The organism is Burkholderia sp. AU39826 (assembly GCF_020419965.1).
Taxonomy (GTDB): domain Bacteria; phylum Pseudomonadota; class Gammaproteobacteria; order Burkholderiales; family Burkholderiaceae; genus Burkholderia; species Burkholderia semiarida.
Genome location: NZ_JAIZQG010000023.1, coordinates 62393 through 80148 on the forward strand (window position 1 = coordinate 62393; position 17756 = coordinate 80148).

At 62.7% G+C, this 17756-nt stretch carries 9 protein-coding genes; 1 reads left to right on the top strand and 8 read right to left on the bottom strand.

Features of this window, described 5'->3' with window-relative positions; translation table 11 throughout:
* Positions 1-2: 2 nt before the first annotated feature.
* From LGM42_RS28005 to LGM42_RS28015, 3 genes are all read right to left on the bottom strand, one after another.
* Positions 3-1115, bottom strand: coding sequence for a porin (locus tag LGM42_RS28005; RefSeq protein ID WP_226233927.1), 1113 nt, complete (start codon positions 1113-1115; stop codon positions 3-5).
* A 161-nt stretch (positions 1116-1276) separates the two neighbouring features.
* Entirely contained in the window at positions 1277-2590 is a 1314-nt protein-coding gene (locus LGM42_RS28010; protein WP_226233928.1) for a hypothetical protein, read from the bottom strand.
* A 334-nt stretch (positions 2591-2924) separates the two neighbouring features.
* Complete coding sequence (locus tag LGM42_RS28015) at positions 2925-4343, bottom strand: MFS transporter (RefSeq protein WP_226233930.1); 1419 nt, start codon at positions 4341-4343, stop codon at positions 2925-2927.
* Between the two features lie 448 nt (positions 4344-4791).
* Between LGM42_RS28015 and LGM42_RS28020 the strand changes: the two genes are divergently transcribed.
* Positions 4792-7236, top strand: a complete 2445-nt coding sequence (locus tag LGM42_RS28020) for a DUF3772 domain-containing protein (RefSeq protein ID WP_226233932.1) — start codon at positions 4792-4794, stop codon at positions 7234-7236.
* Between the two features lie 51 nt (positions 7237-7287).
* Here the strand turns inward: LGM42_RS28020 and LGM42_RS28025 are convergent, their stop codons facing one another.
* The 5 genes from LGM42_RS28025 to LGM42_RS28045 all read right to left on the bottom strand — a co-directional run bounded on the left by LGM42_RS28025 (position 7288) and on the right by LGM42_RS28045 (position 17716).
* Positions 7288-8745, bottom strand: a complete 1458-nt coding sequence (locus tag LGM42_RS28025) for a TolC family protein (protein WP_226233933.1) — start codon at positions 8743-8745, stop codon at positions 7288-7290.
* Positions 8717-10060, bottom strand: a complete 1344-nt coding sequence (locus tag LGM42_RS28030) for an HlyD family type I secretion periplasmic adaptor subunit (protein ID WP_226233935.1) — start codon at positions 10058-10060, stop codon at positions 8717-8719. The genes LGM42_RS28025 and LGM42_RS28030 overlap by 29 nt, the downstream gene beginning before the upstream one ends.
* The gene (locus tag LGM42_RS28035) at positions 10057-12243 is read right to left on the bottom strand and encodes a type I secretion system permease/ATPase (protein WP_226233937.1); all 2187 of its coding nucleotides are present in this window, start codon (positions 12241-12243) and stop codon (positions 10057-10059) included. Before LGM42_RS28035 ends, LGM42_RS28030 begins: the two co-directional genes overlap by 4 nt.
* 101 nt (positions 12244-12344) lie before the next feature.
* Positions 12345-16952 (bottom strand): calcium-binding protein, encoded by a 4608-nt coding sequence (locus LGM42_RS28040; RefSeq protein WP_226233939.1) that lies wholly within the window; start codon positions 16950-16952, stop codon positions 12345-12347.
* A 98-nt stretch (positions 16953-17050) separates the two neighbouring features.
* Entirely contained in the window at positions 17051-17716 is a 666-nt protein-coding gene (locus LGM42_RS28045; RefSeq protein ID WP_226233941.1) for a hypothetical protein, read from the bottom strand.
* Positions 17717-17756: the final 40 nt, after the last annotated feature.

Sequence of the window (17756 nt, forward strand, 5' to 3'; positions counted from 1 at the left end):
GCTCAGAAGACGTGCCGGACGCCGAGCGTCGCCATCATCTGGCGCGTGCCGGTCGAACGCGCATACGCGAAGATCTGCGCATGATCCGCGTCGCCTGCCGCCTGCTGCGCGATCACCGTCAGCGCGACGTCGGTGCGTTTCGACAGGAAGTAATCGGCCTGCAGGTTCACCTGATGCCATTTCGGACGCTTGTCGATCACGTCGTACTTGCCGTTCGTGAACGCATACGCGGCGCCGAGAAAGAGCTGCGGCGTCATCGTGTAGACGACGTTCACGTCCAGGTTCTGCAGGTGCAGGTGCGAATTGTCGAGGTAATCGTAGCGCACGTCGGTGAACATCGCCGCGAACTGCGCGCGGCCGATCGTGTAGAAGCCGCCCGTGCCCGCGATCCGCTGCCGGCTTGCGTACGCGGCCGGCGACATCGCGCTCTTGCTGAAGATCAGCAGCGGCGACGCATAGTCGTTCGCGATCGCGCCGTCCTGGTTCGTCGCGCTGTACGGATGGTTGTACTGCGCATAGACCGCGCTCCAGCGCAGCGGGCCGCGCTCATAGCCGAGCCCGAGGCTGTACGCGCTGTTGTTCGCGAAACCGGTGGCATTGCTGAAGCCGTACAGTGCGGTGAACTTCAGCCCGTAGTAGACGGGGCTCACGTACTTCACCGAGTTCTGCACGCGAATGTCGTTGTAGCCGTTGTCGTTGTCGCCGATGTTCACGCCGTTGCTCGCGATGATCACAGGCCCGATGTAGTCGTGGATCGCGTCGTACTGGCGGCCGAACGTCAGCGAACCGTAGGTACGATCGGCGAGCCCGACGTACGCCATGCGCCCGAACTCGCGGCCATTCTGCGCGGCCGTGCCCGTCATCACGTTGAAGCCGTTTTCGAGCTGGAAGACCGCGGACAGCCCCTGCCCCAGATCCTCCTTGCCCTTCAGCCCCCAGCGCGGGTTCTGGTTCGTGCCGGACAGCGCCTGCCACGCGTTCTTGCCGCCCTGATTCGTCGCGAACCCGACACCGGCCGAGATGAGACCGTACAGCGTGATGCTGCTTTGCGCACCGGCATGGGTCGCGAAGGCGCCGAGCATCGCGAGCGGAGCGAGCTTGTAGAGAGTTTTCATGCGGGTCGTGTGGTCGATGAGGGTCCAGGCGCGGCAGGGTTCCGCGAAACTGGACACGACTATACGAACCCCGATCGGATAATAAAAGTTTGCTTTCCTTATATGTCAATAAAACGGATTTATTCTCATCTTCACGCCTTCCGCGCTCGGCGGACGGGCCGTCAATCCGCCGTGTCCCCGCCCTTCGGCAGCTTCGACCACGCGCCGCGCCCCGGCATCGGCGACCAGGCCGGGCGGGTCTTGCGCGCGCTGTCGATCACGACCAGATAGCGGCCCGCGATCGGCGTGATGTCGCGATCGCGACGCAGCACCCACAGCGACTTGCCGGCCTCTACGCGTGCCTGATAGTCGTCGTCGAGCAGCCCGTGCTGGTCGAGGAACGTATTCAGCGACGCGGGAATCCGTACGCAGCCCTTCGAATGCCGGATGCCGAGCAGCGCTTCGAGCCGGTCGGGGTCGGTCGCATGCATCTGGAAGCGCATCGGCGACACGCCGCCCTTGCCCCAGCCGCGCTCGCCGTCCACCCAGCCGAAATCGTAAATGCGCATGTCGCGGTGGCCGTAGCCGCGAATGCCGTTCTCGTTCGTCGTGCCTTCCGCGCGGAAATCCATCGTATCGGGCGAGTGATGGAACACGCCGAGCGGCGTCAGGAAATGGTCGTACTGGCCCGGCAACCCGGTGCCGACCGGTGATGCGCCGATCATCAGCCACGCATTGGCCGGCGTCGCGCGGAAGTAGATGAACAGCGCCTGCACGTTCGGCGCGCGATCGACCATCACGACGTATTCGCCCGCGAGATCGCCGAGGTCCGCATCGGCGAGTGCTTTCTGAAGCCGCTCGCCGTACGCGCGCTGCTCGTTCGCCGGCACGTTCAGGCGTCGCGTGACTTCCTGCGTGAAGCGCTTGCGCATGTCGAGCGCGCGCGTCGTCGCGCGTTGGGCTTCCTCGGCCGACAGCGGCGGATGCCGGCGCGGCGGAGTGGGCGCAGGCGGCTCGGCCTCGCTGGCGGATGTGTCGGAGGCGCCCGATGCAGGCGCGGCGGCCGACGACGCGGAAGCGGCCGACGCACCCGACGCCGCGCCCGCGGGTTCCGCGTGATTCACGTGTGACGCGGCGGATGCCGGCGCTGCCGCCGATGATGCACCCGGCGCCGCATGCGCGGACGAAGCCGGATGCGTACCGGAGGGCGCCGAAGCAGGCGGCACAGCGGGTGAGGATGAGGATGAGGACGACGCGGCAGACGGCGCAGCGTCGGACGCGGCAAAGGCAGGCCGCTCGGCGAGCACGGAAATCGACACTGCTGCAGCAAGCCACACGGATGCGGCGACTGCGCGGTTGAGGCAACGCGGCTTCGCAAAGCGCCGCGTCAAATAGGCAAGAATCATACGTTCGAGGCCATCGGCCGATCCGGCCGCCGCATGCTGCTGGTGCGAGCGGCGCATCTTCCGCGCAAGCCATCGACACGTGCGGCGCATCGCGCGCGCCCGGCGCCGACGCCTCTTCGCGGCGGAGCCGTTCGCTGATGCAACGCGGGCGCTCCGATGGCGGCTAATGAGTCGTCAGGCCCTCCATTTTACTCGTCGATGCGCGAATCGGCAGCGACGAAAACCGCGATTTCCCGTGAAATTGCGCTTCGTCACGCTTTGTTTCAACTCGTTTCCACTTGCGCGTTCGTTGCATGGCAGGCTCGTGCCGTCCGATCGATTCGGTCAACCAATCATTCCAACGCCCCGTCCATCTGAACTCAGAACCTCGACCACATCGCACGCATGTCGCACGAACCGCGCGACACGCGTGCGCACCTGCCCACTACTTCGAGATGGTTTCGAGCGCGATACCCTTCGTGCGCGGTCCCATCCCTCCGATCGCGGCCATTACGATCACCATCGCGCCCGCGATGAACGCGAACACGCCGAACGTGCCGAAACCGCGCAGCACGGCCGCGATCACGAACGACGAGAAGATTGCCGAGAAGCGGCTCCACGAATAGACGAAACCGACGGCCCGCGCGCGGATCGACGTCGGGAACAGCTCCGCCTGATATGCGTGGAAGCTGTACGACATGATGTTGCTCGCGAGCGTGAGGCCGATGCCGAGCACGATCAGGAAAGCGCCCACCGTCGTCTGGCTGAACAGCAGCCCGCACACGACGATCGCCGCCGCCATCGCGACGATCACCGACTTGCGCTCGAAGCGATCGGCGATCACGAGGCCGATCAGCGGGCCGATCGGCGCCGCGAGCGCGATCACGCTCGAATACATCAGGCTCGACGTGATCGTGATGCCCTGCTTGATCAGCAGCGTCGGCACCCAGTTCGCGAAACCGTAGAAGCCGACCGTCTGGAACACGTTGAAGATCGTCATCATGATCGTGCGGCTGCGATACGGCGGCACCCACATGTCGCGGAAGCTGCCGCGCGGCGGCACGGGTTCGGCCGGCGCGGGCGGCGGCAGCGGCCGACCGTATTCGGCTTCGACCTTCGCCTCGAGCGCGCGCATGATGCGATCGGCTTCGTCGACCCGGCCCTGCTGCGCGAGCCAGCGCGGGCTTTCCGGCAGTTCGCGGCGAATCCACCACACGAACAGCGCGCCGTGCGCGCCGATCAGCACGACCCAGCGCCAGCCGTCGAGGCCGAGCGGCGCGTGCGGCACGAGCAGGTACGCGAGAAACGCGACCACCGGCACCGCGACGAACCCCACCGCCTGCTCGCATGCGAACGCGCGACCGCGGATCTGCTTCGGCACGAGTTCGGAGATGTACGTGCCGATCGTCACCATCTCGACGCCGAGGCCGAGACCGACGACGAAGCGCCAGAAGTTCAGCCCGGTCGCGGTGTCCTGGAACGCCATCACGACGTTGGCGGCCGTGTACCACAGCAGCGACCACGTGAAGATCGCCCGACGGCCGAACCGGTCGGCGAGGAAGCCGCACGCGATCGTGCCGATGAAGAGCCCCGAGAACAGCGCGGCGATGAAGCTCGCGACGCCCGTGGTGCCGAACAGGCCGTGCGTCGTCGCGGAAAGGATGCCGCTTTTCACGAGGCCCGGCGCGACGTAGCCGCTGTACAGCAGATCGTAGAGTTCGAAGAAGAAGCCGAGGCTCAGCAGCACGACGAGCTTCCAGACGCTGCGCGTCGGCGGCAGGCGGTCGAGGCGGGCCGAAATGGAGCCGGGGTCGATGGAGGGGGATGGGGCTTGTGCCTGCGGAAGGCTGTCCGTTGAGGCCATCTTGGGCGCGTCTCCTGATCGTGTCGTGTTGTGTGTTGTCGTCCGGCGGACCGTCGAACCGCCGCCGGGCGAATCGCTGCATTGTACCGGCACGCCCGTTTCGCGCAGGTGCGAACCGGCAAGCCGGCTGCGATACAGGCACCGAACCGAATCGATGCCCGATTCCGCGCCGGATAATGTGTAAATTGCGTAACCGTGTATCAGAGCCGAAACGCGCGTCAGCTCGGCGTTGCAGCGCCGCCTTCCCCCGCCCGCTGGCGGCGCAAGCCCGGCAATACGGGCCTGCCGCGCCGTTTCGCGCAGGCACGCGCCGCCAAAATCGCGGCGAACGGCAAGACGCAATCGGTACAACCACGCGTTCCGCGCCCCGGTAACATGCTACCGGGCCAACTACCGGCTTCCGGCTGCCTTTCGGCAACCGGCATTGTCGGCAAATCGTAAGCATTCCATGTCCATACAACGACTATCCCTGTACGCCCGCCGGATCGCGCTGATCGCGCTGCTGCAGTTCGCGGCGATCGCGACCGCGTCGGCGTTTCCGGCGGCCGCGTCCGCGCCTGTCGCGAGCGGCGTCGGCGCAACCGTGCCGGCCATCTCGCTGCCCGACGCGGTCGCGCAGCTCAAGCAGATGCAGGCCGAGCTGGACCGCATCAAGCAGCAGACTTCGACCACGTCCAACAGCAAGGAGCTGGACGCGCTCGACGATTCGGCGCAGGAACTGAGCGCCGATGTCGCGAAACTGCAGAGCGATCTCACGCCGCAACGCGCGCAGGTCCAGGCGCAACTCGACGTGCTCGGGCCGCCGCCTGCCGAAGGCGCCGCGCCGGAAACGCCCGCCGTCGCGAAGCAGCGGGCCACGCTCGACGCGCGCAAGACGCAGATCGACGCCGCGCTGAAGCAGGCGGCCGACCAGAAGGCGAGCCTCGCGAACCTGACCGAGCAATTCGCGAAGCTGCACCGCAGCCTGCTGAAGAACCAGCTCGCGTTCCGTTCGGGCAGCATCTTCAGCGCGCAGTTCTGGCTGCCGCTGTTCCACCTGGCGCCGGACGACCGTCAGCGACTCGACGATTTCAACGGCGAACTGTTCGACATGCTGCGCTCGTCGTGGGTGCCCGGGCAGCGGACGATCACCGCGATGCTGCTGATCGCCGCATTCGCGGCATGGCTCGGCGGCCGCCGGCTCATCGAGCGCGGGCTCGCCTGGGTCGCGCTGAACCGCCTGCCGCCCACGCGCCTGCGGCGCAGTGCGCTGGCGCTGTCGACCGCCCTGTCGACCTTCCTGGCAACGGCGATTGCGGTGCAGATCTTCTACCTCGCCGTCGCGCGCCGCTACGAGCTCACGCCGTCGCTGACCGATCTGTGGGACCAGTTCGTGAAGCTCGCCGCGACCTGCGCGCTGATCGCGGGCCTCGGCCGTGCGCTGCTCTGCACCAAGCACCCGTCGTGGCGCCTGCCCGCGCTCGCCGATCCCGTCGCGCTCGCGATGAAGCCATTCCCCAGCATCCTCGCCGCGCTGCTGCTGGTATCCGGTACGCTCGAATCGATCAACCGGATCGTCGACACCAGCCTGTCGGTCACGCTGTTCGGCCGCGGCATCGTATCGCTCGTCGTCGCGCTGACGGTCGGCGCGTCGCTGTTGCGCGCGAACCGTGCGCGCGCCGCACTCGCGGCGGCAGGCGAGGCGCCCGAGCAACGCTCGACGCTCGCCGGCCTGATCCATGCCGGCGTCACGCTCGCGATCGTCGTATCGTTGATCGCACTCCTGATCGGTTACATCACGGTCGCGCGCTTCATCACGTACGAGCTCGTGTGGTTCGAGATCGTGCTGTGCGCGACCTACATCCTGATCCAGTTGACGCGCGACGCGAGCGAGAGCCTGTTCTCGTCGAGCCTGTCGACGGGCCAGCAGATCAAGCACCTGTTCGCGCTCGAAGACCGTCACCTCGATCAGGCGCGCACGGTCCTGTCCGGCTTCGGCACGAGCCTGCTGATGCTGATCGCGGCGATCGCGCTGCTGACGGGCGGCTTCGGCACGACGCCCGGCGACCTGCTCGACAGCGCGGTCGCGATGATCGGCAGCCAGCGGCTGCAGAGCCTGAACATCATGCCCGACCGGATCATGAACGCCGTGATCGGGTTCGCGATCGGCTTCTACCTGCTGCGCTCGCTGCGCCGCTGGCTCGACGGCGAGTTCATGCCCGCGCTCGGCATGGATACCGGCATGCGCGTGTCGCTGATCACGCTGTTCACCAACGTCGGCTACGTGCTGCTCGTGCTGATGACGCTCGGGCTGCTCGGCGTCAGGTGGAGCAATCTCGCATGGATCGTCAGCGCGTTGTCGGTCGGTATCGGTTTCGGCCTGCAGGAAATCGTGAAGAACTTCGTGTCGGGGCTGATCCTGCTGACCGAGCGCCCGGTGAAGGTGGGCGACATGGTCAGCATCGCGGGCGTCGAAGGCGACATCCGCCGCATCAACGTGCGTGCGACCGAGATCCAGTTGAGCGACCGCTCGACCGTGATCGTGCCGAATTCGCAGTTGATCTCGCAGAACGTGCGCAACGTGACGATGGGCAACAGCACGCAGGGTGTCGCGACGCTGGTGCTGACGTTCCCGCTGAATACCGATCCGGAACAGGTACGCGACCTGCTGCTCGATGCGTATCGCGCGCACCCGGCGATTCTCGACAAACCGGCGCCGTCGGTGACGTTCAGCCAGCTCGCGCCGGACGGGATCACGCTGAGCGTGACGGGTTACGTGTCGAGCCCGCGGATCGCGAGTTCGACGAAGAGCGATCTGCTGTTCGAGATCCTCAAGCAGTTGCGCGCGGCGGGAATCACGCTGTCGAGCCCGCAGATGCTGGTCGTGCAGAACATGCCGGCGGAAGAGAAGTGAACAAAGACGGCCGGTCGCGTACTGCGGCTACCGCGATGGCCGTCTCCAGTCCTACCGGAATGCCCATCGTCCGATGATGCCGGCGCTGGCAAGCAGTCGAAGCCGTGCCGCCTCCCATTCGGCGAGCGTTCGCACCCGTTCCTGGCGGGCATCGGCAAGCGCCGCCTGCGCCGACAGCAGTTCCAGAATATCGCCTGCGCCGAACGCGTAACGATTGCGCGCCGATGTCAGCGCCGCTTCCGCGGCAGCCAGCAAGCGTGCCGACGCTCCCAGGTTATCCGCCGTCGTCTCCGCATCGGCGTGAGCCTTCAGCACGTCACGCAGAATCTGCTGCTGCGTATCGTGAAGCTGTGCCTGTGCCAGTTCGGTCTGAGCCTGCGCGCCGCGAATCCGATACGTGCGGGAAAAACCGTCAAAGAACGGAATCGTCAGAGTCAGGCCGATGCTGGTTTGCGTCGCCCGCACCGACTGCAGCCCCTGATTCGGGTAGCCGTTCCGGGACAACGTGCCGCTCAGATCCAGCGTCGGCATACCCTCTGACCGTGCAGTCGTCACCTTCGCTTGTGCAGCCTCCCATTTGGCTCGCGCTGCACGAATCTCGGGATGAGAACCTTCGGCCGCGCGAAGCCAGTCGCTTAGCTGGCGCTCCGCGTCCAGCGCAACCGGTACGACTGCCTCTTCGACCTCGATCCGCGTGCCGGCGGGCAGACCGGTCGCAAAGACCAGTTCGGCGCGGGCCCGCGCGACCTCTCCGCCCGCTCGCCGGGCAGCGAGCAATGCCTTGGCCAACGCCGTCTCCGCCTGCAATACGTCTGCTCGGGATGCAACGCCCATGGCCAGTCGCTTACGCGACGCACGCAGCGTCGATTCCGCCAAGGTCGCGGATTCGGTACGCGCGGCAAACGCGGCTTGAGCATTCTGAACATCGAAATAACTCCCGACGACATCCGCGACCGCCTTTTGCATCGCTGCGTCGTGGCTCGCCAGCGCGGCCGTCAGCAGCTGTTGCGCTGCCGCGCCGTTTGCAGCCCGCCCGCCAAAGTCGAGTAGCCGCCAGTTCAACGTCGCGTTCGACGCTCGACCGACACCGCGCGTATTCATCGACGGTGCATCGGGATACCGGTTATATGTCGTCAGTTGGCTGATCGATCCGTTGATAGTGGGGAGCCATGCCGATCTGGCTTCACCCACCGCGGCGGCCTGGATCTTGATCGATGCCCACGCCGCTCGGATACGGGGGTTGTGGCATAGCGCAAGATCGACCGCATCACCAATCGTCAGCGGCTTCGCCGGGTTGGTCGACGAAGCGCACACAACTGGCGCGTCATCGCCCGGTAATCGCTTCCCCGCATCCAGCACCGGCGGACGGGTCAGCAGCGGATCGGCGAGGCCATCCGGAATCCCGCGTGTTTCGGCATTGCACGCAATCGAAACCAACATCAGGCCGAAGATCCACGGACGCGCGCGATCTTTCAAGCTCCTAGCGCTCACGCAAACTCTCCCGTGCATGCTGCAGCAACGGCGACAGCACATACTCGATTACCCGCCGCGTGCCGGTTCTGATCTCCGCACTGCCCGACATACCCGGCGACAGTGCGATCTCGCGACCGTCGACCATCAGCGCCGAACGATCGAGCATGATCCTGACCGAGTAGACGAGCCCCTTCTTGTCGTCGTCTATCGCATCGCGCGAGACATGACTCACGGTCGCCGACACCGTGCCGTATTTCGTGTACTCGAATGCGTCGATCTTCACGCTGGCGGCCTGCCCTTCCTTGACGAAGCCGATATCCCGGTTGTCGACGAATGCTTCCATTTCTACCGCCCCCTCTCGCGGCACGATCTGCATCAACGGCTGCGCGGCCGGCACCGCCGTCCCGATGGTGTGGACGGCGAGCTGCTGGACGGTTCCGTCGATCGGCGCGGTCAGGCGCAGCAGTTCCCCGTGTGCCTCCGCTCGCCGCATGTCGCCCGACGACGCGTCCACGATACGCTGCGCATCGTTCAGCGCATCCTGGGTATTCCTTCGCGTCTCTGCCACGAGCGCCGCGCGTTGGTGACGAGCATCCGCCAGTTGTCCGGCCATATCGATGCGCTGCTGCTCGGCCTCGATCCACGCGTGCTCCGCAACGTCACCGGTCTTCATCAACCTGGCGTAATCGTCCGCACGACGCGCCGCAAGCGGAGCGGCCTGACCGTACCTGTGTATTTCGCTGTCGAGACGGTCCCGCCGCGCGACGAAATCGCGCCATTGATCCAGCAGGTGTCGCTCGACCTCGCGCCGCCGCTCGGGCGACACGCCCTCCACATCCGCCAGTCGAGGTTGTCGCCCCGTGTCGATCGCGTCGATCAACGCCCGTGCACGCTCGACCTGCAGTACCGCATTCAGCCGGTCGCCGTCCGCCCGTTGACGTTCGGCGTCGATCACGCGCGTGTCGAGATCGATCAGCGCATCGCCCGTCTTCACGATCTGCCCGTCGCGCACGTGCAGCGCTCTGACGCTCGCCACTTCGACCGCCGCCAGTGTCTTGGTCCGGGAGGATGGAATGATCTTGCCGCCGCCGTCGACGACAATGTCGATTTTCCCGAAATACGACCAGACGATCGCCGTCATCACGAGCAGGATGAGAATGCGCGCGACCCACCGGCCTGCCGGCGAGACAGGCGCCGCCTGGACCGACAGCGCCGCCGGGAGAAATTCGGCCTCGTTCGCGTCGAATGTCGGCAGCGTCATCCGATGGCGTCGCTTCCAGCAGTGACGCCAGACGTCGCGGTAACGCCCCACCAGTTCACGCCAGGCCTCTGCCTGCTGCCGCACGCTCATGTCCGTGCCTCCGCTACGTCGCGGCCGCCCTGTTGCAGCGAATACAAGTGTGCGTAGATGCCCTCCCGCATGCGCAGCAGTGTGTCGTGCGTACCGCTTTCCACGATCTGCCCGCGATCCATCACGAGAATCCGGTCGGCATCGCGCACCGCCGAGAGCCGGTGCGCAATGATCAATACCGTGCGTCGCGCGCAGATGTCGCGCATGTTGGCCTGTATGACGGCTTCGGATTCGTAGTCAAGCGCGCTGGTCGCCTCGTCGAATATCAGGATGCGTGGATCGGTCATCAATGCGCGGGCAATGGCGATGCGCTGCCGCTGGCCACCCGAGAGTCCGGTGCCATGCTCGCCGACGAGTGTGTCGTACCCCTCCGGAAGTTCGCAGACGAACTCGTGTGCGCCGGCCAGCCTCGCAGCATCGATCACCGCGTCGATCGACGCAGTGGGTCGAGCCAGCGCGATGTTGTCCCGTACCGAACGATTGAACAGCGTGTTTTCCTGCAAAACGACGCCAATCTGCTGGCGAAGGCTCGCCGTATCGATCACGGCGATATCCTGCCCGTCGACGAGCACTCGCCCGCGATCCGGCACGTATAGCCGCTGCGCGAGCTTGGTCAGCGTGCTTTTGCCCGACCCGGAGCGGCCGACGATTCCAATGACCTCCCCCGCCGCGATCCTGACGGAGATCTGCCGGATGACATCGCTTGCATCCGGCCGGTAGCGAAACGATACCTGGTCGAACTCGATCGCCCCGTCGAGACGGGGTACACGCGTCTTTTTCGCTGCGGTTTCGGGCGCCGTGTTCAGGATATCCCCGAGGCGCCCCATCGAAATCCCCACCTGTTGAAAGTCGTTCCACAACTGCGCGAGACGCAGTATCGGACTGGATACCTGCCCGGCCAGCATGTTGAACGCGACGAGCTCGCCGACCGTCAACTTGCCGTCGATCACCAGCGTGGCGCCCAGCCACATGATCGCCGCGGTCACCAGCTTGCTGATCAACGTCACGCCGCCGCTTGCAATCGTGGCAACGTTGGTCGCCGCCAGTCCCGCACTCACATAAGCGGCCAGTTGACGATCCCATCGGTCCGTCCAGCGCGGCTCGAGTGCCATCGCCTTGACCGTATCGATTCCGCTGATGGTTTCAACGAGGAATGACTGATTCTCGGCGCCCTTATTGAATTTCTCGTTCAGACGCCGCCGAACGATCGGCGTAAACACGACCGACAATAATACGTAGAGCGGAATCGAAACAACGACGATCAACGTAAGCCACGCGCTGTACCAGAGCATCACCCCGAGAAAAACGAACGAAAACGCGAGGTCCATCACCAGCGTCACGGCGTTGCCGGTCAGGAACGCGCGAATGTTCTCCAGCTCGCGAATACGGGCGACGGAATCGCCTACACGGCGCGCCTGAAACCACGCCAGCGGTAACGCCAAAAGATGGCGGAAGAGCCGCGCGCCGAGTTCGACGTCGATCTTGCTGCTCGTATGCGCGAAGACCCACGTTCGTATCCCCGAGAGCGCCGCCTCGAATAGCGTCGCGCAAATCAGCCCAACGGCGATCACGTTCAACGTCTTCATCGCGTGATTGACGAGCACCTTGTCCATCACCACCTGGAAGAAGAGCGGCGTGGCAAGCGCAATCAATTGCAACACCAGAGAAATCACGAGGACCTCGCCCAGCAGCTTTCGATACGTGACGATTGCCGGAATGAACCAGCTGAAATCGAAGCGCGCCAGAGTGCCCGCAATGCTGCTCCTGCTCGTGAAATAGATGAGCTCTCCCGTCCAGATTTCCAGAAGACGCTCGCGCGTCAGCACGGTAGGCGCCTCCCCCGGAAACTGGACAAGCGTTCGAGGCGCGCGCGTTCCATCCCCGGCCTGATACTGCGCGACCACGAAATAGCCGCCTTCACCCTTCATCCGTGCGACCGCGGGCAAAGGCGCCCGATCCAGTCGTTCGAGGTTCTGTTGAACGACCCGGGCCGTCATGCCGAGCGAACGCGCGGCTCGCAGGATTGTTTGAGTATCGAAACGATCGAAACCAAATTCATGTCGCAACGCGGCTTCGTCGGCCGCGATGCCGTGCAGGCTCGCCATCGTCAGAACGACGGCGAGACCGGAGTCGACATCCTGCGTCGGAAACGACGCCTGAGGCCGGAAATTGGAACTGTCCATGAAGGGAATACGAGGCGAGGAAGGAAATGCGATACGGCCGGCAGCAGGCCGTCCGGTCGCACTAATGTGCAATCGGACGGATGGACATTCGGGAACGGGAATTAGCGCCAGCTTGTCGCCAGCGTGGGCGCAAGCGCGGCCTGATGCTCAGGGGGCAGCGTTACCGCTCCTGCAGCCGGCGGCGACCATGCCGCCATGGCCTGCACCAGCTTCTCGACATCGGCGTTGACGAGCGTCCGACCGTCGTCCAAGCGGATCTGCTCGATCTGATAGCGTGATCCCGAGTACCAGTCCCGAACCGTAGCCGTATCGCTGGAGCCGAGGATACTGATCTCGAGATCGTCGCCGACGTGACGGAACCACAATTGATCCGCGGATACACCAGCCCCGATGCTGATCACATCGTTGTTGCCGAGCGTTTCGTCGTCGTCCCGGATCGTGTCGCGGCCGGACCCGCGGCCAAATCGATAGGTATCGTTGCCCAAGCCGCCGACCAGGATGTCGTTGCCGGCACCACCATCCAGCACGTTGTTACCGCGATTGCCGATGATCGTGTTGTCGAGTGCGTTACCCGTGCCGTCGATGTCCTCGTTCCACAGTTTCAGCGCTTCGGCCGTGTAGATCGCGTAGGCATTCGGTACGTTGGCGGCTGCCCGGAACTCCTGAAGGCTGATGTAGCGCGTCATGTCGCTGACGCGCCGGCGGCCCGAGTCGGCGATATAGAAGCCTTTGAGCTGGCCGTCAGAGTCTCCGTAGACCGCGCCCGTCACGGTGACGACGTGATTCACGCCACCGCCATCGAGATAAGCGCTGTCCTCCCAGAGCCGCCCCGAGTTCAGCGCGAGTATCACGCCACGACCACTGCGCACGAGATTCGCAACCGCATGCTCGTCGTAGCCGGCAAGCAGATTGTTTGCAATACCGTAACTCTTGAGCAGCGCCTGTTGCTGAACGTAATTCGACCCGCCTCGCTGGTAATCCGTTGCCGCCGGGCTGGTGACGGCCCATTGATTGTCGATTGCGCGTCGGACGACGTCTCCCTCAGTCGTCGGCGTCCCGGTCTGCGTCAACAGATTCGCGATCGAGGTCAGCGCACACGTTCCCTGGAACGTCGGAACCGCATCGCCCTGCATGTAATCCAGCTCGTTGGCCTTCGGGTACCCGTACACGTGAACGGCCACGCCGTCGACAAGCCCTTTTTCCGGCTTGCCGAAATCCAGCAGGTTCAGGTTCTCGACGTGTTCGCCCAACGTATAGCTGATCTTGCTCTGCACGGTATCGATACCCTCGCCGGCGAATTCGACGACACGGTCGCCGACATTGTCGACGTAGTAGGTATCGTTGCCCTTTCCGCCGATCATCGTATCGGCACCGGTGACACCATCGAGAATGTTGTCTGCGCTGTTGCCGACGATCCGGTTATCGAGCGCATTGCCCGTGCCGTTGATGTTGAAGCCTTCGACGAGTCTCAATTCTTCGATATTGGCATTGAGAATGTAGTTTGCGCTGCTGATGACCGTGTCGTAACCCTCGTTTGCGTATTCGAGAATCACGTCATTGACGCTGTTCACGATATAGGTATCGTTGCCCGCGCCGCCTTCCATGTGATCCGCGCCGGCCCCACCGTCGAGATAGTCGTCGCCGAGACCGCCGAGCAGCGTGTCATTGCCTTCTCCACCGTAGAGATAGTCATCGTCGGTTTCACCGGGGCCTAGCGTCCTCTTCGCCTCGTTGTCGCCGGTGAAACCCACCAGCAAATCGTCGCCGGCGCCGCCGTACAGAATGTCGTTTCCGACCTGGCCGAACAGTCGGTCGTTGCCGTCGCCGCCGTAAAGCCGGTCGTGGCCGTCGCCCCCCTGAATTTCGTCGTTGCCTGCGTCGCCGTGGAGCAGATCGTTGCCGAGACCGCCGAGGATCAGATCGTTTCCGGCTCCGCCGTAGATCGTATCGTCGTCGGTTTCCCATGCGGCCAGCGACTGCTTCGCGTCATTGCTGGCCGTAAAGCCGACGAGAATATCGTCGCCGTCGCCACCCCAGATCGTGTCGTTGCCTGCACCGCCAAAAATCTTGTCGTTGCCGGATTCACCGGAAAGCGCGTCGTTGCCGTTGCCGCCGTTCAACTCGTCGTTACCCGCCCCACCGAAGAGCCGGTCGTCGCCATCTCCGCCGTCGAGGAAATCGTGGTCGTTGCCGCCGTCGAGGTAATCGTTGCCCAAACCGCCGTGCAGCGCATCATTGCCGTTGCCGCCATACAGCGTGTCGTTGTCGGATTCACCCCACGACAACGTTTGCTTCGCATCGTTGCTGGCGGTGAAGCCGACCAGCACGTCATCGCCATCGCCGCCCCAGAGCACGTCGTCGCCGGCTTCGCCGAAGATGCGGTCGTTACCGGCGTCTCCAAGTAGCTGGTCGTTGCCTGCGTCACCATGCAGTTCGTCGTTCCCGGCGCCGCCGAAGACCGTATCGTTTCCGTCCCCGCCACTCACGAAGTCCGCTCCGTCGCCACCGTCCATGTAGTCGTGGCCGAGGCCTCCCCACATCCGGTCGTTGCCGGCGCCACCGTACATGACGTCGTCATCCGTTTCGCCCCAGGCCAGCGTTTGCTTGCTTTCGTTCGATGCGGTAAAGCCCATCATGATGTCGTCACCGTCGCCGCCGTTCATGATGTCGTTGCCGGCCTGGCCAAATAGCCTGTCGTTGCCGATCCCGCCGTCGAGGACGTCGTTGCCGGCGCCGCCGTTGAGTTCGTCGTCACCTTCCTCGCCGTACAGTCTGTCGTCGCCGTCATAGCCGAACAGCGTGTCGTTGCCGGTGCCGCCCCACAAATTGTCGTTGCGGCTGCTGCCGCCCATGATGTCGTCGCCGCCGCCGGCGAGGAAGTTCACGAGCAGGCCGCTGTTGATCCAGTGACCGTATGCGGCGTAGTAGTTCGCATCGAATACGTCGTTGCCGTCGGTTCCGACGAGATAGGTTCGATTGCTGTTGTTGACCTTGATTTGATTCGGGCCGAAAAAGATAAAGTCTCTGCCGCCGTTGACCCAGTAAATATTGTCGTTGTCGCGCAACCACCGATAGTTCGAAAACGGTACGCTCGGCGCCAGATAGATTCTTCCGGGCTGGCCCGCAACGTCGCTCCCCTTCCACGGCGCGGCGGCAGAGCCTGCCGCATACCAAGCGTTGCCGCGGGTCAGAATGTCGTAATCGATAGCGCGGATCTCGGAAATCCCTGCCTGTCCAAGCGTTTGAAATTCGCCCGCGTCGCCGATGCCATCTTCATTGGTATCGACCCAGACTTGCAGCCCGCTCAATTCCGCGCCTGAAAGCTTGCCGTCGCGATTGGCGTCGAGCGATCCAAGCGCCGCCGCGCTCAGGCCGCGCCGCTGCGCATCGAGCAGTACCGGGGTCTTGTTTGCAATCGATACTGCCGCGTCCAGTGCGGCGCTTTTCGCTTCGTAGAATGCGCCGATCGGGTTTTGCCAGCCTGCCGGCATCGTGAACCCGTAGTCGTTTTTTCCGCCAAAGGTCAGGGTTCGCGAAATGATCTGGCTCAGATCCAGATAACTCGTGCCGCTCAGTAGGCCGGTGGCGCGATATCGCGACAGCAGGCTGTCGGCAAAGGCGGCATCGCGGATGTTGGACAGGTCGTAGCGCTGGCCGCCATTCACGACGAAGTTGCGGTCGGCGACGCCGTCGCCGTTGGTGTCTTCGCGGATTACGCTGGCGCCGTTACCGAGGTGGGTTTCTGTTTTGATGTTGTCGAAGACGCCGTCGCCGTTGGTGTCAGTTCGGGTGATCGTTCCGTTTCCGATGGAATCGTAGATGATTTCCTCAGTCTTCAAGCCGTTAGCCGCATATCGCGCATATTCGACAATCTGTCCGTTTGGACCATATAACGCTGCTGTGCTCAACAACCCGCGATCATATTGATTTGTCTGCCGCGTGCCGGTTGAGAAATGCAACGTCACGGACTTCACCAGTCCCGTCTCGAAATCTACTGAGTAGTTCATTGCAGCAACCGGAGCATGAGACAAGCGCTTTGGTGACGCACCATAAGCCGATCCGTAGTACTCATAGTAGTTGACGTTCAAATTCGCTCCGGGGCTCGCCTGAGCAAGATAGCTTCCGGCAACCTCCATCATTGCCTTTTTCAGCATATCCGCCGACATCTTTCCGACGTTCGCGTCGTAAACTTTAGTAAGCATGTGATAGATGTCATAGCCGGGTGCCGACACATAGTCCGGACGATCGCCAAGCACGGAGATCAACGATCCGCTATTCTCGTAAATTTCCCGTGCGATTTTCCAATTATTGTAGGCTGCCTCCGCCTCCTTCGTTACGCCAACAATAGCGGCAACATCATAATCATTCCGCATCTTATCCGCATAAAAATTCTCCCTCGCTTTATCACGCGCATCGTTGATGTAGTGCCCCAGCTCATGACTCAATACACCTACAAAGACACGCGGATCGAGTGCATCATATCCTGCATCTCCGTAGCTCCCGAAATAAATACCTTTCTCATTGGAGCTCCAGAAAATCCCTCTCCTATTGGCATCGACCTCAATTGGCCGAACAACCTCCGTCAAAACATCTTTATTGTATTTATGAATCTGATCGACCAGCGTTTGGCTTTTATTTATCAAACCAATCACATCTTCGCTCAAATTCAGCCCCTTAAATACTTCCTCTCTTCCAGTAATTTTCGACACACCAACCCCTTAGAATAAGCCATCAAAATTATGCTAAATTGGCTCAAATCATCGACTCACCACATCTAAAACAAAACCCCACATCAAACAAGTCAAACTCAATCGCACGAATTGTTTTGGAATAAAGTCACCGAAGCCAAGCACTGGTTACTCAAAAAACCAAAAGTCGCTTTCACCCCCGCTCTCGGCGGCGTGTATACATACCCCCACCCGCTCCCGTGTGGCTCTGGTCGCTTGCCGACATCCCCAAACACTTCAATCAGATCGGAAGGCGTAATGCATGTCAAATCAGCGTTTACCGGCAACGCCAATAGAACCCTCGTGAAGCTCCGTGCCGTTGGCCAAAACATTCCATATGAATACCTTCCATCCGTTCGGTATTCCTTCGAAGCGGCCACCTTTATCGCCTCAACTCGATAACCGATAACCGATTTTTCATCGGCGCCAAAGACGGTCTCACTCGGCTTCACTCGATAAACAACTCGCAAACGGGAAGAAACCGAATCGACATCACTCAACTCAACTACGTCCACGACAGTCTTGACATCCATCAAGAAGTCTCGCTTGGCACGGATTGGCAGTTCATTGACGGATAGGTTTCTACACCCAACAACAGAAATGCTCACACCGATAATCGCGGTTGCAATACATATCTGTCTTATCGCAATCGACACATACCATACATTCGCCCGTCCATCGACACCGAGCATCACCATCCTCGAACAATAATGACCACACTTCTTGAGACGATCGACCAGATGCATATGCGCTCCATTTTCATCGACACATCCCCTCCGATCACAA